Source organism: Brevundimonas pishanensis (assembly GCF_022750635.1).
GTDB classification, from domain to species: Bacteria; Pseudomonadota; Alphaproteobacteria; order Caulobacterales; family Caulobacteraceae; genus Brevundimonas; species Brevundimonas pishanensis.
In genome coordinates this window covers 82,953-107,085 of record NZ_JAJKBG010000005.1, presented here as the reverse complement: position 1 = coordinate 107,085, position 24,133 = coordinate 82,953, and the positions used below count along the sequence as shown (strand labels likewise).

Below are 24,133 nucleotides of genomic sequence, written 5' to 3'. Positions count from 1 at the left end.
CCTATCCACGTTGAAAAAGGTCCGGCGCATTTCTGCACCGGACCCTTAATCACAGAAGCTGAAGGCGTTGGATTTACGCCGCTTCGATCGACCTGATGATGTCGTCCGTCGAGGCATTGGTCAGCGTCTTGGTAATCTCGCCGACAATCGCGCCCTGCACTTCCTTGTGCCAGTGCTTGCGCAGTTCGCCCATGGTCTTGGGCGCGGCGATCACCACCAGCTTGTCGAACTTGTTCTTCAGCGCCCAGTTGTTCAGCGCCTGCGCCACGCTCATGGCAAAGCCGTCCTCGGCTTGGGTGTCGTTGTCCGGATTGGCATCGCTGGAATTACGCCCCGCCGAACCGACAACCCGATCTTCCAGCTGCGGGGATTCAATCGCCTTGAGCTGGATCTCGGTAGCACTGCCGCCATTGCGGAACAGGGCCAGTTTCTCGCCGTCAACCACGGCAACCAGAGCATTGCTGGGCAGGATCATAAAACTCTCCTCGGAAACACCCCCGACCCGAACCTAACGACCCCGCGCCCTATTCGTTGCCCCGACGTCGGTTTCTGCTCATCGCCACGACCTTGACCGTGTTGCCGACTGCGCCTACCCCACGCCAGTCGAAAAGATTGTGAGGCCGGTGTGGTTATTCCGGCCCTTGCGGCAGCCCCGCAAGATCCAGTCTAGGCCCGCAACGGCCCGGAACCCGCGACGCCATTTCCTCTTCAAGGATGGCGTCGCCGAAGGTTCTCTTTCGGCCCGCCGTCCGTCATCGAAAGACGTCCATGCACGGCAAGCCCGATCCCAAGACCCTCCTGCTCGCTCAGGTCTTCATCACCTTTTTCATGGCCCTGTCCATGTCCGGCATCATGAGTGCGATCCACATGGGTGTGGGTGCCGAATGGCTGCGCGTTTGGCCGCGCGAGTTTATCGTCGCATGGCCCATCGCCTTCGTGCTGACGCAGGTCTTCAGCCGCCTCGGCTTCAAACTGGCCTTCACCCTGCGCCGACCGCAGGAGGTCTGATCCAAAGCAAAGAGACCGGGCCAGCCTGCGCTGTCCCGGTCTCTGTTTCTGACTCGTTATTCGACCCAATCAGTCCTCCGACTGCCGACGGTCCTTGCCCGTGGCCAACCGCAGCGCCGCCCCGATAAAGCGGAAGACCTCCGTCACCAGCCCGAAGACCACAATGGCCGTCAGCAAGGCCGCGATTGGCTGGGTGTGCCAGCTATCGCGCGCCAGCCTTTCGACCAAGCCCCCCATGTCCGGCACCTGAATGATCGACGCCAGTGGCGACGCCACCCAGAACCAGACCAGCACGGCAATATTGGCCACGCTGAACACCATGTCTCCGGCGGCGGTCAGACGGACGGGACTGCCCGTTAGCACCCGCATCACGTCAAACAGGATGCGCCCCGCGAAAATCCCCGCCACCGGCCAGTACAGAAGCTGATGCACCTGACGCAGCAGCGGCCCGTAATCGAGGCCATCGGCCCCCGTTACGCTCCCCAACTGCATCTGCGACAGCAGACCCAGCCACCACGCCAGCACAACCGCGGTGAAGACGGCACTGGCTGCCGCACCCGCGACCGGCGAAAACCCGTGCGAACATTTGCCCGATCCCTTGGCCTTGATCCCGCCAGTCGTACCCGCCGCGCCGGTCGAACCCGTCGCAAACATCTTCGAAACGGCTTCGCGGTTCAACGAGCCCGACCATTCGAACATGCCAAGGTCTTTGACCTTCCAGTCGCAGAGGAATTTGGGGCGCGCGGGCTGACGCTCGATCAACCACCCCGCCAGCGTCACGCAGCCAATCGCCATCAGACCGCTGGTAATGGCCTGCTGGATCGCGCGTCCGATTGCCTGCGCCGGATCGATTGTCCCGGCCAGCACCTGCACCGCCACGCCCATGACGGAAACCAGAACGACCGCTGCAATCGCCATACGCACACCGAACCACCACCACGGATACAGCTCCGGCCCGACAATCCCTTGCGGCCCTTCGGCATAGCGTCCCGCGACCACCAGCGGATGCCCCACCTCGCGCAACAGCTGCTCGAACTCGTCGTCCGACAGCCCACGTCCCAAAGCCTCTTCGCGTACCTCTGCACGCGACAGGATTTCATCCTTCAGCTCGGTCACGATGTCCTCGCGCCGGTCCTTGGGCAGTTGCGCCGCCACAGCGGCCAGATAGGCCTCCAGCATCTTTTCCATTCCCTCACCCTTGCTCACAGCATTGCCTCCACCGACGCCGACAGCGCCCGCCATTCCACGGCCAGTCGCTCCAGCATGGCCTCACCCTCCGGCGACAGCCGGTAAAACCGCTTCTTGCGCTTCTCTTCCTCGCGCCACTCGCTGACCAGCAGCCCCTGGCTCTCCAGCCGGCGCAGCAGCGGATAGAGGGTGCTTTCCTCCATCTCCACACCCGCCCCCGACAGCGCCATCCGCAGCGAATAGCCGTATTGCTCGCTACGAAGCTGGGCCAGAACGGCGAGGATCAGCGACCCGCGCCGCAGCTCCAGCCGCAAACTCTCAAACAGATCGTCCGCCATCGCGTCCATTCTTACTATTGCGCCACATAGTGTGTGGCACACAGTGTATGCCACCTCCCACACGAGAATGTCAACGCCTCGCATCACATGGTTTTTTGACTCAACCCGAACTTGCGTGGTTTCTTTTGCGCCGGGGGGACTATTTCGATGATGTTGAGGTCATATTTGCCAACGCCGCCGACCGATCCAGGCCTGTGGACGCTGCTACAAGAGCGGTCCGACCGCGCCCTTTGGCAATGGGACCGCCCCTTGCAGGGCCGCACGGGCACGACCCGCTTCGTTATCATCCACGATCCATCACGACTGGATTTCGAGGACTTCGACGAAGCCGAAAAAATGTTCGAGATGCTCGAAGACTAGCGTCCATACAAAACCGGCGCGGCCCCTTTCGGAACCGCGCCGTTTTCATGTCTGCTGCAACAGGACCTAGATCCCGGCAGCCATATCGCCGTCCGGCTCCACATCACCGCCTTGAACAATACGGGTGACCGCAAGGTCCGCCGTCACATTGCCCACGGTACGGAAGATGTCGGGAATAACCTCCACCGCCAGCAACAGCGGCAGCATCTCCAGCGGCACGCCCATGGCGATACAGATCGGCGCGATGGATGCAAAGAAGCTGACCTGACCAGGCAGCCCCACTGTCCCCACCGAGATCAGCGCCGCTGTCAGCATGGCGGCAATCAACTGCCCCATGCTCGGATGGATGCCGAACAGGTGCGCACAATAAAGCGCCACCCCGAGGTTCGCCACCGGCGAGGTAATGCGGAACACCGCCACCGCCAGCGGCAACACCAGACCCGCCGTCGACTTGCGAACGCCCAGCACGTCGACCGCCCGCTCGACCATGACCGGAAGACTGGCCAGCGACGATTGCGTCGAGAACGCCACCACCTGCGCCGGAGCCACTGCCCGCGCAAAGCGGCTCAGACTCACCCGCCCGAACACCATCGCCAGCGGATAGAACAACAAACCGATCCCGATACAGGCCAGCGAGATCACCACCACATAGTGCAACAGCACACCCGCCGCGCTCGCCCCCGCCGTCAGGCCCACGCCCAGCGACAGCGCAAACACACCCAGCGGCGCCGCCACCAGCACCCAGCGCACGATGATAATCATCGTCTCGCCCACCGCCTCGAAGAAGGTCGTCAGCGGCAACCTCAACCGGTCTGGCAAGCGCGATGCGGCAAAGCCAAAGAAGACGGCAAATACAACAATGCCCAGAATGGCATCCTCGGCCGCCGCACGGATCGGGTTCGACGGCGCAATGGTTTTGATGAACTCGCCAAACGGTGCCGCCCCGCCGACATCACCCGCAGTGGGTGCCGCCGCCAGCAACAGCTTCGCCCCCTCGGTATCCACCGGCCAGATCGACAGCAGGCCATAGGACACGAGCACCGAATAAACGACCGCGACCAGGATCATCGCCGCAAACCACCCGACGGCCTTCAGTGCCATCCGTCCCGCCCGCGCCGCATCGGCAATCGACGCCACGCCGGTCACCAACAGACTGAACACCAGCGGTATAATCGTCATCCGGAGCGCATTCAGCCAAAGCTGGCCAAGCGACTGGATCAGGTCCGCCGTCGCACTTCCACCCGGCAAACCCCACTTCTGTGCGGCCATACCCACAGCCAGCCCCAGCGTCAGCGCCAGAAGCACCTGAACGCTCAGCGAAGCCAGAAATCGTCGCGCCTTGCCCATACCCGTCATACGCCCGCAGCGTTATCAGACTGCACCACGCCGCGGCGCGGCCACTGGGCCATCACGCCCCCCGCGATCCCGCCCGCCAGCGCCAACAGCGTCAGCCAATAGCCGGACTGGATATCCACCTGGATGGCCTGCCCCATCATCTGGGCAAACTGGCGCTCCAGCTTGTCCATGTCGCTGTCGCCCTTGCCGCTCTTGTTGACCTGCTCGCTCATCTCGGACTGCATCTTGCCGACCGTCTGGGCCATACCACCCGCCAGCAGCACCAGTGCCACCGCGCTTGTTGCCGCCACCACGCGTCCGGCCATCTTGATCTTCGCGATCACAAAGCTGCCGATCAGGCCCAGCACGATCACCACCATGGCACCAATCGCCCACCAGGCCCCGTTCTGCCCCTCGGGGGCCAGTGCCACGTCGGGCAGTTCAATCGTGCCGGTCGCCAGTTGATAGCCCGAAGCTTCGATCAGGTTCTGGCCGTTACAGCTCACCACCAGCCACGGCAGAAAGAAGAACAGCAGCGCCAATACCTTGGCCACACGTCCAGCCCACATCCAGCCCGAGTTCAAATGCATCCCAGTCCCCGAAAATTCATCGCGACAGCCATTAGCCAGCCCGCGACCCTGCCACCCTTGCGGACAAAGGAAAAGGGCGGCGGACCTCTCGATCCACCGCCCTTAAGCCTTTTTACGATCACCCTTTCGGGATCACGCGCCTGATCAGAAGGTCTTGGTCAGGTTCAGGAATGCCGTACGGCCGACGTAGTCGTAAGCCGAGTACAGCGGAGCGTTACCCACGCGGCTGGTGAAGCCGGCAGAAACGGTCTGCGGATCTTCGTTCCACAGGTTGCGGATACCCGCCGTCACCGTCCAGCTATCGTTGTGATACTGAACCGAGACGTTGTGGTTCTGGTACGAACCGGTCGCCAGATCGTAGGCCGAGGTAGCACGGTCTTCTTCGTAGTAGTCGTAGCTGTCCATCGCATCGACGTATTCGATGCCATAGCGCACGCGCCATTGATCCCAGGCGTACGACACGTCGAACGAACCGGTGAACTCCGGATTCTCGACCATGCCGACGTAATCTTCCAGCGGATCGTCAGCGAACAGCTTCGAGGACACTTCGGTGTACTGGGTCAGACCCAGGTTCACCAGCAGCGAGCCCGGACCGAAGTCGTTACGGTAACGGACGGTGTAATCCAGACCCTTAACGTTGTCGGTCGCCAGGTTGATGTAGCTGTCATAGACGGTCAGGCTGTTGTCTGCCGCGTCACGTTCGACCAGACGGCAGAAGCCGACGTTGGCTGCGAAGTCTTCCGGATTGGAGTCATAGCAGCGGGTCAGGATCTGGCTTGCGCCGGTGCGCGAGACACCGTTCGAAACCTCGATCTCGTAGTAATCGACAGCGAATGCCAGATCGCCCCAGCCATTCGGCAGGGTCGGCTGCAGAACCAGACCGATGGTCATGTTGGTCGAGGTCTCGGCGGCCAGACCGGCGTCCGCACCACCCGAGGTCACAACCTGGATCGACGACTTGTTCTCGAAGTCGGCAGCCAGACCTTCAGCGGCGCAGTTTGCGACGCGGTTCGGGTTGACGTCCTTGATGCCGTACTCGTTGCAACGGTCACCGGTGCTGCTCAGGAAGCCCGTGGTCGCGCCGACGTACTGCTCGAACAGGGCCGGAGCACGGTACGAGGTACCGTAGGTGCCGCGCAGGGTCACACCGTCAACCGGCTTGTAAACCAGACCCACCTTGTAGGTGGTGTCATCGCCATACGAGTCATAGTCGGTGTAGCGGAACGAACCGTTGAAGGTCAGTTCGCGGGCGAACGGCTTGTCCATCAGGACCGGCACTTCGACTTCGCCGAAGACTTCCCACACTTGGTCCGAACCGCGGGTGATGCCCGAGGACGACATGTTGTAGGTGTTGCCCGTTTGCGAATCCAGGCCCGGGGTGTCGTCGATTTCCGACTTACGGATTTCGGCACCGAAGAAGCCCATGACCTGACCGGCCGGCAGCGAGAACAGCGGACCGTCCAGACCGATAGCGGCCACGGTTTCCTTGTACTCGGTCGTACCGATCACCGGACGATAGACAAAGTCCAGCCAGTCTTGCGGCAGCACACCGCCGACCACTTCAGCGGTCAGAGCCGGAGCGGCCACGCAACCCGGAAGAGCAGCCAGCTCGGCGCAGGCAAACTGACCCGGAGCCGTTTCGACAACGTCCAGCGACTCGGCCATCAGGTCCGTCAGGAACTGGTTGGCTTTGTAGGTCGACTTGGACTTCGAGAAGCTGACGTAAGCGTCATAGCGCCAGTCAGGGATCAGGAAGTCACCCTTGATACCGGCGACATAGCGGTTGAAGTCGACTTCCTGCTTCGACACATCGTTGCCGAAACCGATGAAGGCGCGCACGCCAACCGGCAGACCCTTGCTCAGGCCCTGGTCCGCAGCCATCGCGGTCGACATCGAAAGAGCCGACGGGATCAGCGGCGAGCCCGTGGCGTAGTCCAGCACCAGCTGGCGGTAGCCGGTCTGTTGCGAGCGACGGTTGTTGTACAGCATTTCGCCGTACAGCTCGGCATTGCCCAGAGCGTTCAGCTGATAGCCGACTTCACCGTACAGGGTGGTGATTTCAACCGGCGAGATCAGCGACTCGTTCAGCATGCGGTCTTCGAAGGTGTCGCGGACGTTGATGTCCGAACCGGTGCCACCCACGCCTTCATAGCCGACCAGACCTTCGGTCACGGCGGCATTCGGACGCCAGCGGTTGAAGCTGGTGGCCGTGGTACCGGCGGCGGCAACACCCGGCATCATATTGGTGCCGATGGTGTTGATGGTGACGCCGTTCGAGCCGGTGTCGGTGATCGGATAGCATTTCGACTTGCCGGTGGCCGGATCGATGAAGTCCGAACCGTCACGGAAGCCGTCGGTGTTGCACTGGGTGAAGCTGCGGTCGCGCAGGCTCAGACCGTCACGGGTGTAGCGTTCGGCCGAACCGGCCATACGCCAGCGGTCGCCGCGCATGCCGCCGGTAACCGAATAACGCTGCGAGCCACCGTTGCCGTCGGCGTCCATCGGGGCGTTGAACTGGGCTTCGACCGTCAGGTGGTCGACATTCTTGCGGGTCTGGATGTTGACCACACCGGCCACAGCGTCCGAACCGTAAACCGAGGATGCACCGTCGCGCAGAACTTCAACGCGGTCGATCATGGCGGTCGGCAGAACGTTCAGGTCGGCCGCACCGACCGAACCGCGCGAGCCGGCTGGCGAAACGCGACGGCCGTTCAGCAGGACCAGCGTACGGCTCGGACCCATGCCGCGCAGACCGATGGTGTTGGCACCCGGACCTCCGTTGGTGACATAGCCACCGAAGGCGTTGGTGATTTGCGACGTACCGCCGGTGATGGCGTTCGATTGCAGGGCTTCAGTGGTCGAAGCAAAACCTTGCAGCGTGGCTTCTTCGCGGGTCACGACCTGCGTCGGCGACGGGGCGTTATAGTTGTCGCGACGAATACGCGAGCCAACGACAACGATTTCTTCGACCTGCGTGGCGTCTTCACCAGCATCTTGGGCAACCGCAGCTGCCGGGACCAGCATGGCCATCGACATTGCAGCAGCACCAACTGCCATCGTCGAGCCAAGCAGATAGTCTTTACGAGTACGCATAGACACTCTGTAACCTATTCAACTTACAAACAACTGCACGGCGATCAACGAACGTCGTGCGACGCGGCGCGCCCAACTACTGCACGCTCCTGCTGACACCGGCTATTCAGCTACCAACACATTCGCAACAATATTATTTCACCAAATCGGTGTTATACGCATAACAATAATCGATACGTCACGTTGTTATGGCGAAATATTGCATCTAATAACCGCAGATTGAACTGCCACCTCGGAAATCAACCCGATCTGCACAATAATATCCCAAGGTTGCGCGCCCCCACCCAAACCCGCATAGCGTCGCTATACTGTCGCAGTCGGCCAAAATCACACACTTCTGCTCGCCCCCTAGCGCCCCGCGCCCCTGTGCATTACCTGTATGTTCATGGCCCGTTCCCCCTCGACACCTCCGAAAAAGCCCGCAAGCGCGACGTCCAAACCGGTCCACGTCTCGGACCCCGCCCGCGCGGCCGAGAACCAGCAAGCTCTGGAACAGGCCAAGGCTATAAAAAAGGGCGTCGCCGAGGCCCCCACCCCCTTCATCCACGACAGCGCCACGCCCCCGCGCAACCTGCCCATGTTCGGCGTCGGCCCGCGCATCACACCCGAAGAAGCCCCCGGCACGCCCGAAGGCTGGCAGCCCCACCGCCCCACCCGCGGCGGTAGCAAGCTCAGCAAGCCCTTCCGTCTGGAAACCAAGTACAAGCCCGCAGGCGACCAACCCACCGCCATCGCCGAACTGGTCCAGCAGGCCGAAGCCGGAGAGCGCGAACAGGTCCTCCTCGGCGTCACCGGTTCGGGCAAGACCTTCACCATGGCCAAGGTCATCGAGGAAACCCAGCGCCCCGCCCTGATCCTCGCCCACAACAAGACCCTCGCCGCCCAGCTCTATTCCGAGTTCAAGGCCTTCTTCCCCGACAACGCGGTCGAGTATTTCGTCTCCTACTACGACTACTACCAGCCCGAGGCCTACGTCCCGCGCACCGACACCTACATCGAGAAGGACAGCTCCATTAACGAGCAGATCGACCGGATGCGCCACGCCGCCACCCGCGCGATCCTCGAGCGCGACGACGTCATCGTCGTGGCCTCGGTCAGCTGCATCTACGGTATCGGCTCGGTCGAGACCTACACCGCCATGACCTTCGGCCTACAGGTCGGCGACACCATCGACGAAGCCAAACTCCGCGCCGACCTCATCGCCCTGCAATACAAGCGCAACGACCTCCACTTCGAGCGCGGCATGTTCCGCAAGCGCGGCGACACGATCGAAATCTTCCCCGTCCACTTGGAAGACCGCGCGTGGCGCATCTCCCTCTTCGGCGACGAGATCGAGGCCATCGACGAGTTCGACCCCCTCACCGGCAAGAAGACCGCCAGCCTGGACCAAGTCACCGTCTATGCCGCCAGCCACTACGTCACGCCCCGCCCGACGCTCAACCAGGCCATCACCGGCATCAAGGCCGAGCTGAAGGAAACCCTCGACTGGATGGTCGAGAACGGCAAGCTGCTGGAAGCCCAGCGCCTTGAACAACGCACCCGCTTCGATCTGGAAATGATGGAGGCCACCGGCTCCTGCGCGGGCATCGAGAACTACAGCCGCTGGCTCACCGGCCGCGCACCGGGCGAGCCCCCGCCCACCTTCTTCGAATACATCCCCGACAACGCCCTGCTGTTCGTGGACGAAAGCCACGTCACCGTCGGCCAGATCGGCGCCATGTTCCGAGGCGACTACCGCCGCAAGTCCACTCTGGCCGAGTACGGCTTCCGCCTCCCCTCCGCCATCGACAACCGCCCGCTCAAGTTCGAGGAATGGGACGCCATGCGCCCCCAGACCGTCTTCGTCTCCGCCACCCCGGGCAGCTGGGAGATGGAAAAGACCGGCGGCGTCTTCACCGAGCAAGTCATCCGCCCCACCGGCCTGATCGACCCGCCGGTAGAGATCCGCCCCGTCTCCGGCACCACCCGCAACCAGATCGACGACGTCATCGACGAGGTAAAGGCCACCGCCGCCAACGGCTACCGCTCCCTCGTCACCACCCTCACAAAGAAAATGGCCGAGGACCTGACCGAGTACATGCACGAACAGGGCGTCCGCGTCCGCTACATGCACTCCGACATTGATACCTTGGAGCGCATCGAAATCCTTCGCGACCTGCGTCTGGGCAGCTTCGACTGCCTCATCGGCATCAACCTGCTGCGCGAAGGTCTGGACATCCCCGAGTGCGGCCTCGTCGCCATCCTCGATGCCGACAAGGAAGGCTTCCTGCGCTCGGAAACCTCCCTCATCCAGACCATCGGCCGCGCCGCGCGTAACGTCGATGGCCGCGTCATCCTCTATGCCGACCGCATGACCGGCTCGATGGAACGCGCCATCACCGAGACCAACCGCCGCCGCGAAAAGCAACAGGCCTATAACGAGGCCCACGGCATCACCCCCGCCACGGTCAAGCGCGACATCAAGGAGATCATGGAGTCTCCTTACGAGTCCCGCGAGATCGACCGCTTCACCAATCCGGGCATGAAGGAAGAAACCAAGCCCTTCACCGGCTCCAACTTCCAGACCGCCCTCAAGGATCTGGAAACCCGCATGCGCGACGCCGCCGCCAACCTCGAGTTCGAGGAAGCGGCGCGCCTCCGCGACGAGATCAAGCGCATGAAGCTGCTCGATCTCGAGTTCGCCAATGAGGCGCTGACGGGTGCTGGCGAAGAGGTGGACAAGTCAGCGCCGAAGCGGTGGCGGAAGGAGGCTGCGGCTGAGAAGGCGGAGGCGTTTAGGCGGGGGCGTTAAGCTTGACTATGCAGACTAGAAGCTCACAATGAACCATATCAATGTTCTCAGACTCATATGATGCAATCAAAACATAGCTACTTAAGTTATACGGTGAGCGGCTTTCGCTCATTGAACAATTCTAAGTTCACTCTTGATAAAGGAGTAAACGTTTTCGTCGGGCCAAACGGAAGCGGCAAGACAAATATAATAACCTCTCTAGTATTTCTTTCCACTTATATAAAAAAAGGAGTTCGATCAGCTATATCTGAACTAGGCGGTATATCGCGCGTATTCAGTATAGACCAATTGAACAGCAGAAGGTCGAGGCCAAAAATTTCATTTGAAATTGAGGGCCGAATAAAAACAAGCGATAACGGAAACATCCTTAAGAATAGATCCGGAAAAGAACACGCCGAGCTATATGCTGATTTTAAGTATATTTTAGAAATATCAGTTTCTAGACCAAGCTTTGATGTCTTTATTGACAATGAGGAAATTTCTATAAGCGTAGAAGGTCGGCCAGATCTAGACGTAAACATCAAATCCGGACACCACGCTGAATGCCAATCAAATATAGAGCTCGATATATACGCTAGTGTTAGAAGCGTTCTTTCATCACACATGTTAGAACGAATAACCAGCAAAGATAATCAGATCGACAGCTTAAAAACGCTGCAGCTCTCGACCAGAAATGGTGCATCCATACTTATACATCCAAGTCTTTCATTGATGGATCGCGCAGACGATATTAAGATCGCACTTTCCTTTGAAAGATCATTTAACATCATTCCTGACAAAGTCAGGGAGCCAGAAGAACTTTACCTAGACAAGGAAATATCTAGCGACGGAGGCGGGACCGTCTCCTATTTGAATCGCATACAACCGCAAAACTCCGGAAAACGCACAAAAAAAGCTAAGCCAAATTCTAAATACAACAGAATTGTAACAAATTTCACCCAGATAAATGACCAAGTAAAGGATATTATTATCGTTCCTGACTTACGAACAGGCAAGATAAATACTACCATTTTATACACAAACGGAACCAAAGTTCCTTTTGAATACGCCAGTGACGGGACCGCAAAGTGGCTCGCTACTCTAGCAATTATCCGATCCTCATCTTTCCCAAGCTTCTGCCTAGAGGAGCCTGAGAATTTTATGCACCCTGCAGCACAACGATTGATTATCAAGATTCTAAGATCTGAGACGTCAAAGAATGATAATAGCTTTTATGTTGTGAGCACCCATAGCGAAACTATTGTCAATGAAGCAGATCCTTCGGAACTTCGGATTTGTGAGTTTACCGAGGACGGAACCAACATATTCGAAATTCGGAATCCGGATCGAGTCAAAGAAAGCATCAATTCAACAGGTTTTGGGCTAGGACACCTTTATTCCAATGACCAACTGTGAATCGAAAAAGAAGTATGCCTTCTTTGTTGAGGGCGAAACTGAAGTCCTCGGACTCAAAAAGGCATTTGGAATCAAGGCAAGGAAAATCGGTATTTATGGCCACACCAGTACTGTTGATCATATCTTCAAAAAGCTAAAGGCTGCCATCCAGCTAAACGAGTACACTCATGTATTCGTGATGTTTGATAGAGAGTCCCGTACCGAAACTTCGAAAGAATTGAAACATGAACTTGAGGCTAAATTAATTAAAGAGTTTCCAAATTTAACTGTTAACGTTGCCATCCCAGATTTCGATATTGAATCTTGGCTTTTTTCTGACACAGAGATAACTGAGAAATATTTTGGTCAGAAGATGTCTAAAAAAGCTAAATTTGAAGGTCGAAATGGCTGCAAATCTCTAAAAGAATACATGCCCAAAGCTGATTACGACAAAACTACAGATGGAGTTACTTTGTTTTCAAAAGTTAGATGGTCCAAAATCTGCAGCAACTCTCCATCAGCAAGGATATCTAACATTGAGAAATCGTTCCCCGACTGTGGATGGCTAGCTACCTAAAATATTTCTACAATAAAAAGGCTCGCACTGAAATCGCGACCGCGTGGGCCTTACCCGCCATTCCACATCATTGAACTCGCCCTACCTTCCACCCGTGCCATCCTTCCTGCGTTCCGTCGCATGGAGGGCTCGTAAGGCCTGCGGACCTGCGGTGACGGGAGTGGATGGAGCGGGGTCCGCCCCTCCGGCCGAGGCTTGGCCCCACAAGGGGACCAACCCCCGCCGGAAGGAACGGAGCCGATGGAGTTTGCGATAAAGCCTTAGTCTTGATCCGCACGGCGAGAGAACAAAGGGCCTTCGACCAAACGGCCAATGGGGTGTGTTGGATGTAGCCGCGCTATCGCGTGTGTATCCCGACAACATTCTTAGTGGCCCGCGGTCAAAAGGCTCCGCCTTTTCGACCCGACGCGGGCTGAGCCGCCTGACGGCGGCAAATCACTCACCTTCAACGGTGGGGGATGGCATCAAGGTTGGGGAATAGAACTCCGGCAAGGGTCGAGGTGGAAACTCGGACCGTACCAGCAGGACGCCGCAGGTGTCCGCTGCCCGCCACCGGCACTGGGAGTAACCGCCAACAGCGGTGCCTGCCTCAGTTTGGTTTGGCCGCGGTCAAAAGGCTCCGCCTTTTCGACCCGACGCGGCCAGAGGCTGGTGAATAACCGTCTGCGCGGGGCGCGTGCCTTTGCCGAAACGGAAACCAAACCTACGCCGGGCAAAGCCCGCGCGCCCCGCCTGCCCTCCAACCACACGCCCACGGCGATGTGGCTAAACCCAATTTCCGAAAGCGAGCTTCATGACGCGGCCTAAACCCAAGCGCATCACACCGCCCCACGCAGACCCCGCCTCGCCCGACTACATCAGCCCGCGAGAAGAACGCCGCCTGCGCCGCGAGCTCATGCGCCGCGTCGAGCGCCTCTTCGAGATCGCTGACCTCAAAGGCTACGGCCCCAAAGACGGGCAAAACGTCTGACCGGTACCTGACAGAGGCCAGAATACAACACCGTCTCGCCAAATTTGCGGCAGAGCAGTATCAAAGCGTAACCGTGAGGAACTACGCCTCTTAACAGCAGTTAACGCCTTAGCTCCCCCACAGTGCGTGCGACCGGAGTTGGAAGGGAACCTGTTATGTCAGAGCCGAGCAAAGAGACCGACCGGGCCAAGCTGCGCCTCGTCTCCTCGCCCGAGTCCGAGGTGTATGACCTCATGCGCAAGCCGGAATCCACCGCAGAGCGCGTCAAACGCCTGCAGGCCGAAGCCCGCGCACTGGCGCTCGAACAGGTTGAAGCACTCGAAATCGCGCTGCTCAAGGCTGCCGAAATGGCCCGCGAAATCGCAGAGGGCGGCGACGCCTACCCCGTCGGCGCGCGCGAAATCGCCAGTCGTCTGGTCGATGACCTGCCCGCCAAGGCCGAGACCATCAAACACATCGTGCACCGCTCCTCCACCTGAGGAGCGGCTAGCCGCTCAATATTCGACAACATCCCGATACTGCGGATGACGTGACAGCCACGCCCGCGCATATCCGCAATGGGGCGACAGCTTCAGCCCCTCGTTTCGAGCCAGCTCGGCCAGCGCCTGCATGAACTGCCCCGCCGCCCCCGTGCCCCGCAGCGCCGGATCGGCCTCTACGTGCAGCAAGACCCGCGTCTTGCCCTTCACAGCATAGTCGGCAAACACGACGCGCAGTTGACCCTCGGGGTCATAAAAGCCCTGCTCGTATCTCTGGTTTTCGGCAACGTCGCGCAGATCCATCGGCCTCTCGATTCCACTTCCCTGAGAAGTAGTTAAGCTCCCGAAACCATCCGGCGTTCCCGACTATTCACAACCAGCCGCGGGGATTCTCGATCATGCGACCATGCTGCAGCGCCCTTAGCCCCCGCATCCCGCGAACCAGCGTCCAAATCAGGCCGGCAAACAGCACAAACACGCCGACATTGACGATGATCAACAGCGCCCCACCTGCGATAGCCGCCAGGGCCACCAGCAAGGTTCGCTTTTGATACTCGCGGTGGCTCCTCGCCAAATCGTCCTGCGGAGCCTCGCCCCAAAGAACGCTCGCCAGACCCACCACGGCCCCGATACCAAAGGTCGGCACCGCCAGCAGGATCAGCGCATACGTCGCCGACAGACCAATCCGGTCCACGATGGGACCACGACGGCTGAACTCGTTAATCTCGCGTCGGATCGACATGCACAAACTCCTTGGCCCGCTTCCCGCAAGCATGCCCGTCACAGTGCCCGCAGGCAATCACCGTGCGTACGAAACCTCGCAGCCGGCAATCGCCGTACCCGCAATCGCATCGGGCTTATCGACCTTCACACGCACAGCCTGCACGCGCGTGTCCTCAAGACACTCCAGCGCGACCCGCTCCGCAAAGGTTTCCACCAGTTCGATGTGCTCGCCACCGGCCAAGGTTCGGACGATACGGGCAACCCCGTCATAATCCAGCGTATCGGCCAGTTCGCGCACCGGTGCAGGCCCCAAATCCAGCTCAACGTCGATCACAAGCGTCTGCAACCGCCCCTTCTCGTGATCATAAACGCCAATACCGGCTTGAACCTCTAGGCCGCGCACATGGACAGTCATGCCCAAGCGGCGCGGATGTGTCGCCGCTACCGGCAGAGGCGTAACCGTCATGCCCACGTCTCCGGCGGCAGAATGTCGTTGATGCTGTAGTCCGCCCGGTCGCACCAGCCAGCCAGCGGCCACGCGCGCTCGGCATCGGTCAGACCGCGCGCCAGCACCGTATTGGTCGGGGTCTCTTCAATCGCCAGTTCCGACAGACGGAACGGCAGCGCTTCGGCCGCAATGATCGCTTCCAGCTTGCGCCAAAGGGCAATGACCAGAGCCTCGGTCGTCGGATCACCATCCACCACCAGCACCTGTTTCAGGCGCTGCGGCTCGTGTTCCTTGAAATAGGTCAGTAGAGGATCGGTGCTGTTGAGCTGAAAGGCGTGGTCCAGACTGCGGTCCACAAAGCCGTGCCAGCGCGTCTTCAAACGCTCAAAGCTGGCCCCATAGTTGGAACCGCCGAAATCGATTTCCTTGAGCGGCTCTAAAACCACCGAGACGAACTCGTTATGCCCGTGCGGCACGGCGCACTTGGACGCCGCATCGGCGATCAGCCGGTGCGCCATCGAAAAGCGGCGGGTGAAACGGACAGCAGGCATGGAAGACTTCAATCAGGAGATACAACAGCCGCCATATAGGCGCTTGCGCGGGGTTGCGCATCAACACTGTGCGAAAACGTAAGTAAAGCCCGACTTTCAGGCCTTCAGCTTGGGGTCAAAGGCCACGTCGCGACCGCGAGGCTTCAGATACTCGCCGCCGTCCACGGTAATGACCTGGCCGGTGATGCCGCGTGTCCCCAGAAGGAAGCGAACCGTCGACAGCATGTCCTCAAGACTGGTGCCGCGCCCGAGTGGAGTATCGGACCACGCCTTCTGATACTCCTCGTCGGACTGGTCGCCACTGCGCAGGATCAGTCCGGGCGACACCGCATTCAATCGGATGGCCGGTGCCAGCCCCAGCGCCAGCGAGGCTGTCAGCGCGCCCAGACCGGCCTTACCCGCCGTATAGGACAGGAAGTCGGGATTGGCCGCGACAAGCTTGTGGTCCAGCACATTGACCACCGCCCCCTCGCCCCCCTGTTTGGCGACAGCGCGCGCAAAATCGCGGATCAGGAACACGGGGGCTGTCAGGTTGGCCGCCAGATGCGCGTCCCACAAGGACGGCTCCAAGTCATCCAGTGTGTCATAGGCAAACATGGATGCATTGTTGATCAGGGCATCGATGCGCCCGAACCGCTCCACCACCGCCATGATGAGGCCGCCGCGGCTCCTCTCGTCCGAGAGATCGGCAAAGAAGCTGTCAGCGCGTCCCCCCGCAGCCGCGATGTCATCTACGACCGCGCGGGCTTCATCAGCACCGCTGCGATGGTGGATCGCAGCCGTCCAGCCCTCGGCCGCCAGACCGCGCGCCAGCGCAGCGCCCACGCGGCGGGCCGCCCCGGTGATCAGGACGACCTTGCCAGTCATACTTGCGGCCTGCGGCAGAAGAGTTCGACGCCCGCGCCCGAAGCCTCGTTAAAGACCTGCGGCTTGGCGACTTGAACGCGACAGGCCTGAACCTGCGGCAGTTCGAAACAGGCCGAGATCACTTCCTCGGCCAGAGTTTCCAGAAGCTCGACATGGGGCCGTCCGGCCCAGCCGAGGATGCGGGTGCGCACGTGGTCATAGTTGATGAAGCCACCGTCCGGCAAAGGCCAGTCGGCAAACATCTCTACATTGATCACAAGGCGCGTCGGGCGCTCCGGATGACGCTCCCACGGATGCAGGCCGACACTCAGGTCAACAACCACATCCTTGAGGAATACCCGCACCTGATCCGGGGCAGTGCGCCAGTCAGCGACGCCTGCCCCCGAGCCGATATCAGTCAATGCTGCCGAACTCGTAGTAGTTCACAGCGGCGATGACGGCGATGAAGGCAAAGATGGTGGCGATGGCGACCATTGGAGTTCTCCCTGTTTCTTCCCCGAATAGAGGCACATAGACCACTGTTCAAGCCACCCCTGACGTGCCTATCGTCATTGTATGACCACTTGGCGCACCCGCATCGAGCCGTTTACCCGTCCCCTGTTCTTCATCTGGTCACGCTTGAGCCGTGGCATGACGCTGGGCGTGCGGGCGATAGCGACCGATGATCAGGGGCGCATCCTGCTGGTGAAACACACCTATTTGCACGGTTGGTGGCTGCCCGGCGGCGGTGTGGACAAGGGCGAAACAACCCACGCAGCGGTCGTGCGCGAATTGCGGGAAGAGGCCGGTGTGACGGCCAAAGGCGAGCCACGTCTCTTGTCGCTCCATTCTAACGAGCGATTCTTCCCCGGTGACCATGTGGCGGTCTTTCACATAGACCGGTTTGAAATTGGCGAGCGGACCAGCCATGGCGAAATTGCCGAGATCGGCTGGTTTTCACCGGATGATCTGCCGGACGACACGACAAAGGCTACCCGCGCGCGATTGGCCGAGTTCACCGGTCGTGCTCCTGTATCCCCCGACTGGTAAGGACGCCCGATGAATGGTCCCTTCTTTGCGATTGCCTTACTGGTTGTTGCCGGTGCCCTAACCGCTATTCAGGGACCCAGCAATGCGAGGCTCTCGAACGGACTGGGATCGGTCGTAAACGGAGCCTTCGTTTCTTTCGTCATCGGCGCTCTGGCACTGGGCATACTCGCTGCTGCGCTGCAGGTGAAACCCGAGGGTCAGGAGGTTCGCTCCATCCCGTGGTGGGGATGGCTGGGTGGCCTTTATGGATGCCTGTTTGTCACCAGCATTGCCTGGGCAGTCCCCAGACTCGGCGTCGCCACCACAATGACCCTCGTCGTCGCCGCCCAGATGGCCATCAGCGTGGTTCTGGATCATTACGGCGCATTCGGCACCACACCCCAGCCCACCAGTTTGGCCCGCATCGGCGGAATCTTGCTGATTGTTGGCGGTGTGCTTTTGGTACGCCGCGGCTGAGCCTATATCGGAAGGGATGACCGAGCCGACCGACACCCCCATCCCCCTGCAGGCCGCCGCCCTGATCGCCGATGAGGCGAGCCGTGCGCCCGATAAGCCGGGCGTCTATCGCATGTATGGCGAGGACGGATCGTGCCTGTATGTCGGCAAGGCCAAGTCGCTGAAGAAGCGCGTCGTCCAGTATGCGCAGGGCCGCTTCCACACCCAGCGTATTGGTCTGATGGTCAGCCTGACCCGATCGATGCAGTTGGTGGTCACGGCTTCCGAGACCGAGGCCCTGCTGCTGGAAGCCAGCTATATCAAAAAGCTGAAGCCGCGCTTCAACGTGCTGCTGCGCGATGACAAATCGTTTGCCGAGTTGATGATCCGCCGCGACCACCGCGCGCCGCAAGTGCGCAAACACCGCGGAGCCCACACGATTCCGGGCGACTATTTCGGGCCGTTCGCCTCGACCTGGGCGGTGAACAACACGCTCAACACGCTGCAAAAAGCCTTCCTGCTGAGAAACTGCACGGACAGTGTGTACGAGAGCCGTACCCGCCCCTGCATGCTCTATCAGATCAAGCGTTGCTCGGCCCCATGCACGGGCGAGATCAGCCTGGAGGACTATGGCTCTCTGGTCGACGAGGCCGAAGCCTTCCTGCGCGGCAAGTCGCGGGCCGTGATCAGCCGCCTGTCGCAGGAGATGCAGGCCGCCTCCGATGCTATGGAGTTCGAGCAGGCCGCCCGCGTGCGCGACCGCATTCGCGCACTTTCCACCATCGCCATGGAAACCTCGGTCAACGCCGACGGCGTGGCCGAGGCCGACGTCTTTGCCGTCCATCTGGATGGCGGACAGGCCTGTGTGCAGGTCTTCTTCTATCGCGCCAGCCAGAACTGGGGCGGGCGCGCCTATTTCCCGCGCGTGGACCGCAGCGATGATGAGGGCACCGTCCTGTCGGCCTTCCTTGCCCAGTTCTACGAGGACAAGCCGGTTCCGCGCGTGATCCTGTCCAATATCCGCCCGCTAGAGCTGGAACTGCTGGAAGAAGCCTTCGCCATGAAGGCCGGGCATAAGGTGGAGATTAGCCAGCCCCGTCGAGGCAATAAAAAGAGCCTGATTGATCATGCCCTGACCAATGCCCGCGAGGCGCTGGGTCGCAAGCTGGCCGAAAACTCGGCCCAGTCAAAAATCCTCGACGAGGTGTGCGAGGCCTTCGGTCTGGAAAGCCGCCCCGAGCGGATTGAAATCTACGACAACGCCCACATTCAGGGCACCAATGCTGTCGGCGGCATGGTGGTGGCGGGGCCGGACGGCTTCCGCAAAAACCAGTACCGCAAGTTCAACATCCGCGGCGAAGACCTCACCCCCGGCGATGACTACGGCATGATGCGCGAGGTCATGCGCCGCCGCTTTGGCCGTCTGGTGAAGGAAGAGGAAGCCGGCGAAGAGACCGAACGTCCCGACCTGCTGCTGATCGACGGTGGCGCGGGCCAACTGGCCGAGGTTTTGGCTATGCTCGACGAATATGGCCTGTCCGACATCACCGCCGTCGGTGTGGCCAAGGGGCCGGAACGCGACGCGGGCAAGGAGCATTTCTTCATGCGGGGCAAGCCGCCCTTCATGCTGCCGCTGAAATCCCCTGCCCTCTATTACATCCAGCGTTTGCGCGACGAGGCCCACCGCTTTGCCAACGGGGCCCACGCCAAGCGCCGCAGCATGGACATCAAGAAGAACCCGCTCGATGAGATCGAGGGCGTGGGGCCGGGTCGCAAGAAGGCGCTGCTGCATGCCTTTGGTTCGGCCAAGGGTGTCTCGCGAGCCTCCGTTACCGATCTCATCAAAGTGGATGGCGTCAACCAGGCCTTGGCCGAGCGTATTCACGGATTCTTTCACCGGTAACAAAACGACTATTGGCGGGTTGATGTGATGGCTTAGCTGCTGCAAGGAACCGTCCATGATTACCAAGCTCACCCAAGGTTACCGTCGCTTCCGTGAGGACCGTTGGCCCTCGAAGAAAGCTGAGTACGAAGCTCTGGCCGAGAAAGGCCAGAAGCCGCACACCCTGATCGTTGCCTGTTCCGACAGCCGCGCCGATCCTGCCCTGATCTTCGACACCGCCCCCGGCGAACTGTTCGTCGTGCGCAACGTGGCGAACCTCGTCCCGCCATACGAGCCAGACGGTAAGATGCACGGCGTCTCGGCCGCGCTCGAGTTCGGCGTCAAGGTTCTGGGCGTCAAACAGATCGTGGTCATGGGCCACGCAGGCTGCGGTGGCGTGAACGCCATGATCCACGGCACGCCCGACAGCTGCCGTGACTTCGTCCTGCCGTGGGTCGAGCAAGGTGCACCGACCGTCAAGCGCGTGTGCGAGTCCTATCCTGCCGATCAGGTCGAGCGCGTGGCCGAAGAGGCTGTGGTCAAGCTGTCGCTGGACAACCTGCGCACCTTCCCGTGGATCGCCGAACGCGAGGCTGCGGGCGAACTGAAACTGGTCGGTCTGCATTTCGGTATTGCAGACGGTGTACTGACCCAGGCGGGCGACGGCGAGCGTTTCGAGCCGCTGGCCTAAGGACGCGTAGTCGCAGAGCCGGGCTGTGAAAACGGCCCGGCCTCGCTTCTGCCCGCAAAGCGTGGCACACCAAGCGGCTCATAGACGGAATATTCCATGGCGACTGCCCACAAGCCCAACCCGATCCCCAACATCCTGACCGGCATCCGTCTGGCTGCTGGCGTGGTGATGTTCCTGCTGCTGGCTGGTGCGACCAGCGGTTGGCCGTTCATCTCGACCATGCTCAGCCCCGACGACCAGTTCGCCATGTATCGCATCGGCTTCTGGATTTTCGTGATCGCGGCATCGACCGACTGGATCGACGGTTATCTGGCCCGCAAATGGCACGCTGAAACCCGCTGGGGTGCCATCCTCGACCCGATCGCCGACAAGATTCTGGTCACGGGCGCTATTCTGGGCGTGCTGACCTCGGGTTCGGTGCAGCAGATCATCATCCCTTGCGGTCTGATCCTGTTCCGCGAGTTCGCTGTCTCGGCCCTGCGCGAGACGATGGCGGGCCGCATTACCCTGCCGGTGACGCTGGCGGCCAAATGGAAGACGACCCTGCAAATGGTCGCTCTGGGTTGCCAACTGTTCGCGCGCAACTGGGACGGCTTTGGCCTGCCATTCGACTATCTGCCGCACTTCCAGCTGTTCTCGGACGTGCTGATCTGGTTGGCCGCAATCGCCACCATCTGGACCGGCTACCAGTATTTCGCGGCAGCCAAGAAGCAGATGCAGGACCTCTAAGGCTCGAACCTCATCGCTGAAATGATTAAGGCGCTGGTTTCAAACCAGCGCCTTTTCCATGACTACAAAGTAGAGATCGTCCCGCTTGGCCTCGCCAAAGCGAGGATCGTGCAGCGGGAACGGCCGTGCCTCGCTCGTCAGCGCGTAGCCCCGTCGCTCGTAGTAGGCGATCAGTTCGGCACGCTGGGCGATGACGGTCATCTCCATCACCTCTGCCCCGAACTGCGAGCGGGCCAGATTTTCGGCGGCGGCGATAAGCTGACGACCAAGGCCGCCCGCCTGCCGCTGCGGGTCGACGGTCAGCATTCCCAGATAGGCCCGCCCGCCGTCCTTGCTCTCTACACAGACACATCCAGCCAGATCATCACCATCCAGCCCCAGCAGAATCTGGCGGCGCGGGTCGGCGACAATGTCGGTTAGCTCTTCAGCGTCGGTGCGCTGACCGTCCAGCAGGTCGGCCTCGTGGGTCCAGCCGGCCTTGGCCGAGGTGCCGCGATAGGCACTCTCGACCAGACCGTGAAGGGTTGCGATGTCGGCCTTGGTGGCCGGACGGAAACGCAACTGCGACATGTTTATTGAACGCCCAGTTCTGCCAGCAGATGGTTCAGACCGTACACGTCCCTCAGGGCAACCGTGACCGCTTGGGTCGTTACGATCACGCTGCGGTTGGTGTTGCGGTCATAGCCATAGGCGTTGCGCTGGCTGAGGACGGTGGAGTCGAAGTTAGCGCCGATGATCTCGCCCTTGGCGTTAAGTACCGGCGAGCCCGACGAACCACCGATGGTGTCGGTCGAGACGGTCATGTTCATGACCGCGTTCGGGTCGATACGATCCTTGGCGGCTTGCAGGCCCGGCGTCAGGACGAACGGCTCTGCACCCGTGGCGCGGTCCCACAGACCCTGAAAAGTAGTGAAGGCACCGAAACGCTGGCCCGGAACGTCCGAGCCTTCGATCTTGCCGTAGGTCAGGCGAAGCGTGCCCGTGGCGTCCGGATAGACGGCATCGCCATAGACAGCGAAGCGTGCCGCAGCCAGTTGCTCCGACGCCTTGTCCGTCGGGGCCTGCACGCGGTTTTCCCAGTCGCTGCGGATGGCGCGGGCGTCGGCGTCCACACGCAGGGCGTACTGGATCATCGGATCATCCGAAGCTTCGATGGCCGCAAGACCACCTTCCCACAGGGCGCGGCGCACCGCCGGATCGGCCAGTTTCGAGCCTTCGACCAAGCGGGCCGACAGAACTTCGGGGCTTTCCTTGCCCAACAGGGCGGCCATGTAGGGGCTATCGACCGTCAGCCATTCGCGCGTCTTGGACAGCCACCACTCCAGACGGATCTGCTCCAGTTCCGGATAGGTCGGACGCTCTGCGAACAGGCGCGACTGCACGCCCGACAGACGGCTGTCCGAGTATTCGGCCAGACGCTCGCCCGACGGCTTGGCGCGTTCCTGAGCCGCGCGCACGAGGGTGCGGGCATAGCTGAACAGGTTGGAGCCACCGGCCACCGAGGTGGTGCCCATGCCGGTGCCGCCTTCCAGCAGCGCCATCGGGGCATAGAGCTCGCGGGCGACCGGTTGGATGGCTTCCATGGCTTCCCACGGATTGGCCTGACCGCGCGACAGGCTGCGGTTCGATTGCCAACGGCGACGGAAGTCAGCCTCGGCATCAGCTTTGACCGCCATGAAGGACGGGTCGATCAGAGCCGCCATACGGCCACGACCGCGCTTATAGGTGTTCTCGACACCGACGATCGGGTCCATGGCGATGAAGGCCTGCTCGTCGCCCTCTTCCGAATAGCGGATTAGACGACCGCGCAGTTCGGACGCGATCAGCTGGTCCATCGGCAGAACCACGTCGCGGATGGTCATCAGTTGCGCTTGCGTCAGCAGGCGCTGGGTCGAGCCCGGATTGCCCGACAGGAAGATCGGCTCGCCTTCGACCGGCTTGTCGGCATTCCACTTGAAGTGGGTAGGCGTGGCCGCAGGCTTGCCGTCTTCATAGGCGCGGATGAAGGCTGCATCGATAGCGAAGCGCGGGAAGGAGAAGTTGTCGAGATCACCGCCAAAGGTCGCCGCGCGGTCTTCTGGAGCCCAGGCCAGACGCACGTCGTCGTATTTGCGGAACTTGTAGAGTTTGAACTGGCCGCCGCGATACAGGCTGACGACCTGACAACGGATTTTGGCGTCATCGCCGCAGGCTTCGCTTTCGATGCGGGCCGCTTCGGCTTCCTTGGCGCGGGTGAAGGCTTGGCCATCCAGACCTTGAGCAGCCTTGTTCACGCGCTCGGTGACGTCCGAGATGTCCGTCAGGATTTCAGCGGTGGCCCCCGGGCATTTCAGCTCTTCTTCGCGGCTTTGCGGCAGGAAGCCGGTTTCGGCATATTGTTTCTGCGGGGTCGACAGGTTGGCCACGCAGGTCGCGACGCAGTGGTTGTTGGTCATGATCAGGCCTTCGCCCGAGATCAGACCGGCCGAGCAGCCCCCGAACTTCACCGACGACAGACGCAGGGTGTCGATAAAGCCCTGATCGATGTTGGTGCCCAGTTGCTGGTTCGCCTTGGCGATGGGGAAGTTGTCATAGGTCCACATGCCCTCTTCAGCCGCAGCCGGAGCGGCAGAAGCGGCGAATGCGAGAACAGCAGCAGAAGCAAAAAATGCGAGATGGCGCATAAGAGGGTCCCT

Annotated in this window: 27 protein-coding genes; 12 read left to right on the top strand and 15 right to left on the bottom strand. The window is 60.7% G+C overall.

Annotated elements, in window-relative coordinates:
- Window positions 1-73 precede the first annotated feature (73 nt).
- Window positions 74-475 carry a host attachment family protein gene (locus LOX95_RS10835; RefSeq protein WP_242914500.1) on the bottom strand — a complete coding sequence of 134 codons (402 nt, stop codon included), beginning with the start codon at window positions 473-475 and terminating at the stop codon, window positions 74-76.
- 293 nt (window positions 476-768) lie between these two features.
- Here LOX95_RS10835 and LOX95_RS10830 point away from each other — a divergent pair, with 293 nt between their 5' ends.
- Window positions 769-1,008, top strand: a complete 240-nt coding sequence (locus tag LOX95_RS10830) for a DUF2798 domain-containing protein (protein WP_242914499.1) — start codon at window positions 769-771, stop codon at window positions 1,006-1,008.
- Window positions 1,009-1,077: 69 nt separating this feature from the next.
- Here LOX95_RS10830 and LOX95_RS10825 read toward each other — a convergent pair whose 3' ends face one another.
- Together LOX95_RS10825 and LOX95_RS10820 are read right to left on the bottom strand one after the other, a co-directional pair.
- Entirely contained in the window at window positions 1,078-2,250 is a 1,173-nt protein-coding gene (locus LOX95_RS10825) for a hypothetical protein (RefSeq protein WP_242914498.1), read from the bottom strand.
- Complete coding sequence (locus LOX95_RS10820) at window positions 2,211-2,534, bottom strand: PadR family transcriptional regulator (RefSeq protein WP_242914497.1); 324 nt, start codon at window positions 2,532-2,534, stop codon at window positions 2,211-2,213. The genes LOX95_RS10825 and LOX95_RS10820 overlap by 40 nt, the downstream gene beginning before the upstream one ends.
- A 165-nt stretch (window positions 2,535-2,699) precedes the next feature.
- Here LOX95_RS10820 and LOX95_RS10815 point away from each other — a divergent pair, with 165 nt between their 5' ends.
- On the top strand, window positions 2,700-2,894 hold the full coding sequence (locus LOX95_RS10815; protein WP_242914496.1) for a hypothetical protein: 195 nt from the start codon (window positions 2,700-2,702) through the stop codon (window positions 2,892-2,894).
- A gap of 66 nt (window positions 2,895-2,960) precedes the next feature.
- On the opposite strand, the gene LOX95_RS10810 is transcribed toward LOX95_RS10815, so the two are convergent.
- The 3 genes from LOX95_RS10810 to LOX95_RS10800 all read right to left on the bottom strand — a co-directional run bounded on the left by LOX95_RS10810 (window position 2,961) and on the right by LOX95_RS10800 (window position 7,912).
- Complete coding sequence (locus LOX95_RS10810) at window positions 2,961-4,250, bottom strand: dicarboxylate/amino acid:cation symporter (protein ID WP_242914495.1); 1,290 nt, start codon at window positions 4,248-4,250, stop codon at window positions 2,961-2,963.
- Window positions 4,247-4,819, bottom strand: coding sequence for a hypothetical protein (locus LOX95_RS10805; RefSeq protein WP_242914494.1), 573 nt, complete (start codon window positions 4,817-4,819; stop codon window positions 4,247-4,249). Before LOX95_RS10805 ends, LOX95_RS10810 begins: the two co-directional genes overlap by 4 nt.
- 144 nt (window positions 4,820-4,963) lie before the next feature.
- Window positions 4,964-7,912 (bottom strand): TonB-dependent receptor plug domain-containing protein, encoded by a 2,949-nt coding sequence (locus LOX95_RS10800; protein ID WP_242914493.1) that lies wholly within the window; start codon window positions 7,910-7,912, stop codon window positions 4,964-4,966.
- Window positions 7,913-8,297: 385 nt separating this feature from the next.
- On the opposite strand from LOX95_RS10800, the gene uvrB reads away from it, so the two are divergent.
- The 5 genes from uvrB to LOX95_RS10775 all read left to right on the top strand — a co-directional run bounded on the left by uvrB (window position 8,298) and on the right by LOX95_RS10775 (window position 14,103).
- Window positions 8,298-10,703, top strand: coding sequence for an excinuclease ABC subunit UvrB (gene uvrB / locus LOX95_RS10795; RefSeq protein WP_427846586.1), 2,406 nt, complete (start codon window positions 8,298-8,300; stop codon window positions 10,701-10,703).
- A 57-nt stretch (window positions 10,704-10,760) separates the two neighbouring features.
- The gene (locus LOX95_RS10790) at window positions 10,761-12,098 is read left to right on the top strand and encodes an AAA family ATPase (RefSeq protein WP_345791448.1); all 1,338 of its coding nucleotides are present in this window, start codon (window positions 10,761-10,763) and stop codon (window positions 12,096-12,098) included.
- The gene (locus LOX95_RS10785; RefSeq protein WP_242914490.1) at window positions 12,085-12,654 is read left to right on the top strand and encodes a DUF4276 family protein; all 570 of its coding nucleotides are present in this window, start codon (window positions 12,085-12,087) and stop codon (window positions 12,652-12,654) included. The genes LOX95_RS10790 and LOX95_RS10785 overlap by 14 nt, the downstream gene beginning before the upstream one ends.
- Before the next feature lie 793 nt (window positions 12,655-13,447).
- On the top strand, window positions 13,448-13,624 hold the full coding sequence (locus LOX95_RS10780) for a hypothetical protein (RefSeq protein ID WP_242914489.1): 177 nt from the start codon (window positions 13,448-13,450) through the stop codon (window positions 13,622-13,624).
- Between the two features lie 155 nt (window positions 13,625-13,779).
- Window positions 13,780-14,103, top strand: a complete 324-nt coding sequence (locus tag LOX95_RS10775; protein ID WP_242914488.1) for a hypothetical protein — start codon at window positions 13,780-13,782, stop codon at window positions 14,101-14,103.
- A gap of 15 nt (window positions 14,104-14,118) precedes the next feature.
- Here the strand turns inward: LOX95_RS10775 and LOX95_RS10770 are convergent, their stop codons facing one another.
- The 7 genes from LOX95_RS10770 to LOX95_RS14225 form a co-directional block, all read right to left on the bottom strand.
- The gene (locus LOX95_RS10770; protein ID WP_242914487.1) at window positions 14,119-14,406 is read right to left on the bottom strand and encodes a GNAT family N-acetyltransferase; all 288 of its coding nucleotides are present in this window, start codon (window positions 14,404-14,406) and stop codon (window positions 14,119-14,121) included.
- 67 nt (window positions 14,407-14,473) lie between these two features.
- Window positions 14,474-14,845 (bottom strand): serine/threonine protein kinase, encoded by a 372-nt coding sequence (locus LOX95_RS10765; protein WP_242914486.1) that lies wholly within the window; start codon window positions 14,843-14,845, stop codon window positions 14,474-14,476.
- Between the two features lie 57 nt (window positions 14,846-14,902).
- The gene (folB, locus tag LOX95_RS10760) at window positions 14,903-15,292 is read right to left on the bottom strand and encodes a dihydroneopterin aldolase (RefSeq protein ID WP_242914485.1); all 390 of its coding nucleotides are present in this window, start codon (window positions 15,290-15,292) and stop codon (window positions 14,903-14,905) included.
- Entirely contained in the window at window positions 15,289-15,825 is a 537-nt protein-coding gene (locus LOX95_RS10755) for a 6-pyruvoyl trahydropterin synthase family protein (protein ID WP_242914484.1), read from the bottom strand. The genes folB and LOX95_RS10755 overlap by 4 nt, the downstream gene beginning before the upstream one ends.
- A 96-nt stretch (window positions 15,826-15,921) precedes the next feature.
- Window positions 15,922-16,692 (bottom strand): SDR family oxidoreductase, encoded by a 771-nt coding sequence (locus tag LOX95_RS10750; RefSeq protein WP_242914483.1) that lies wholly within the window; start codon window positions 16,690-16,692, stop codon window positions 15,922-15,924.
- The gene (locus LOX95_RS10745) at window positions 16,689-17,093 is read right to left on the bottom strand and encodes a dihydroneopterin aldolase (RefSeq protein ID WP_242914482.1); all 405 of its coding nucleotides are present in this window, start codon (window positions 17,091-17,093) and stop codon (window positions 16,689-16,691) included. The genes LOX95_RS10750 and LOX95_RS10745 overlap by 4 nt, the downstream gene beginning before the upstream one ends.
- Window positions 17,086-17,211, bottom strand: a complete 126-nt coding sequence (locus LOX95_RS14225; RefSeq protein ID WP_282452743.1) for a hypothetical protein — start codon at window positions 17,209-17,211, stop codon at window positions 17,086-17,088. The genes LOX95_RS10745 and LOX95_RS14225 overlap by 8 nt, the downstream gene beginning before the upstream one ends.
- A 36-nt stretch (window positions 17,212-17,247) precedes the next feature.
- On the opposite strand from LOX95_RS14225, the gene LOX95_RS10740 reads away from it, so the two are divergent.
- From LOX95_RS10740 to pgsA, 5 genes are all read left to right on the top strand, one after another.
- Window positions 17,248-17,721, top strand: coding sequence for an NUDIX domain-containing protein (locus LOX95_RS10740; protein ID WP_242914481.1), 474 nt, complete (start codon window positions 17,248-17,250; stop codon window positions 17,719-17,721).
- Between the two features lie 9 nt (window positions 17,722-17,730).
- Entirely contained in the window at window positions 17,731-18,177 is a 447-nt protein-coding gene (locus tag LOX95_RS10735; protein ID WP_242914480.1) for a DMT family transporter, read from the top strand.
- Between the two features lie 16 nt (window positions 18,178-18,193).
- Entirely contained in the window at window positions 18,194-20,059 is a 1,866-nt protein-coding gene (gene uvrC, locus LOX95_RS10730; protein ID WP_242914479.1) for an excinuclease ABC subunit UvrC, read from the top strand.
- A gap of 55 nt (window positions 20,060-20,114) precedes the next feature.
- Window positions 20,115-20,729, top strand: coding sequence for a carbonic anhydrase (locus LOX95_RS10725; protein WP_242914478.1), 615 nt, complete (start codon window positions 20,115-20,117; stop codon window positions 20,727-20,729).
- A 96-nt stretch (window positions 20,730-20,825) separates the two neighbouring features.
- Window positions 20,826-21,458 (top strand): CDP-diacylglycerol--glycerol-3-phosphate 3-phosphatidyltransferase, encoded by a 633-nt coding sequence (pgsA, locus tag LOX95_RS10720; RefSeq protein ID WP_242914477.1) that lies wholly within the window; start codon window positions 20,826-20,828, stop codon window positions 21,456-21,458.
- Window positions 21,459-21,497: 39 nt separating this feature from the next.
- Here the strand turns inward: pgsA and LOX95_RS10715 are convergent, their stop codons facing one another.
- Window positions 21,498-22,028, bottom strand: coding sequence for a GNAT family N-acetyltransferase (locus tag LOX95_RS10715; RefSeq protein ID WP_242914476.1), 531 nt, complete (start codon window positions 22,026-22,028; stop codon window positions 21,498-21,500).
- Window positions 22,029-22,030: 2 nt separating this feature from the next.
- Window positions 22,031-24,121, bottom strand: coding sequence for a S46 family peptidase (locus tag LOX95_RS10710; RefSeq protein ID WP_242914475.1), 2,091 nt, complete (start codon window positions 24,119-24,121; stop codon window positions 22,031-22,033).
- Window positions 24,122-24,133: the final 12 nt, after the last annotated feature.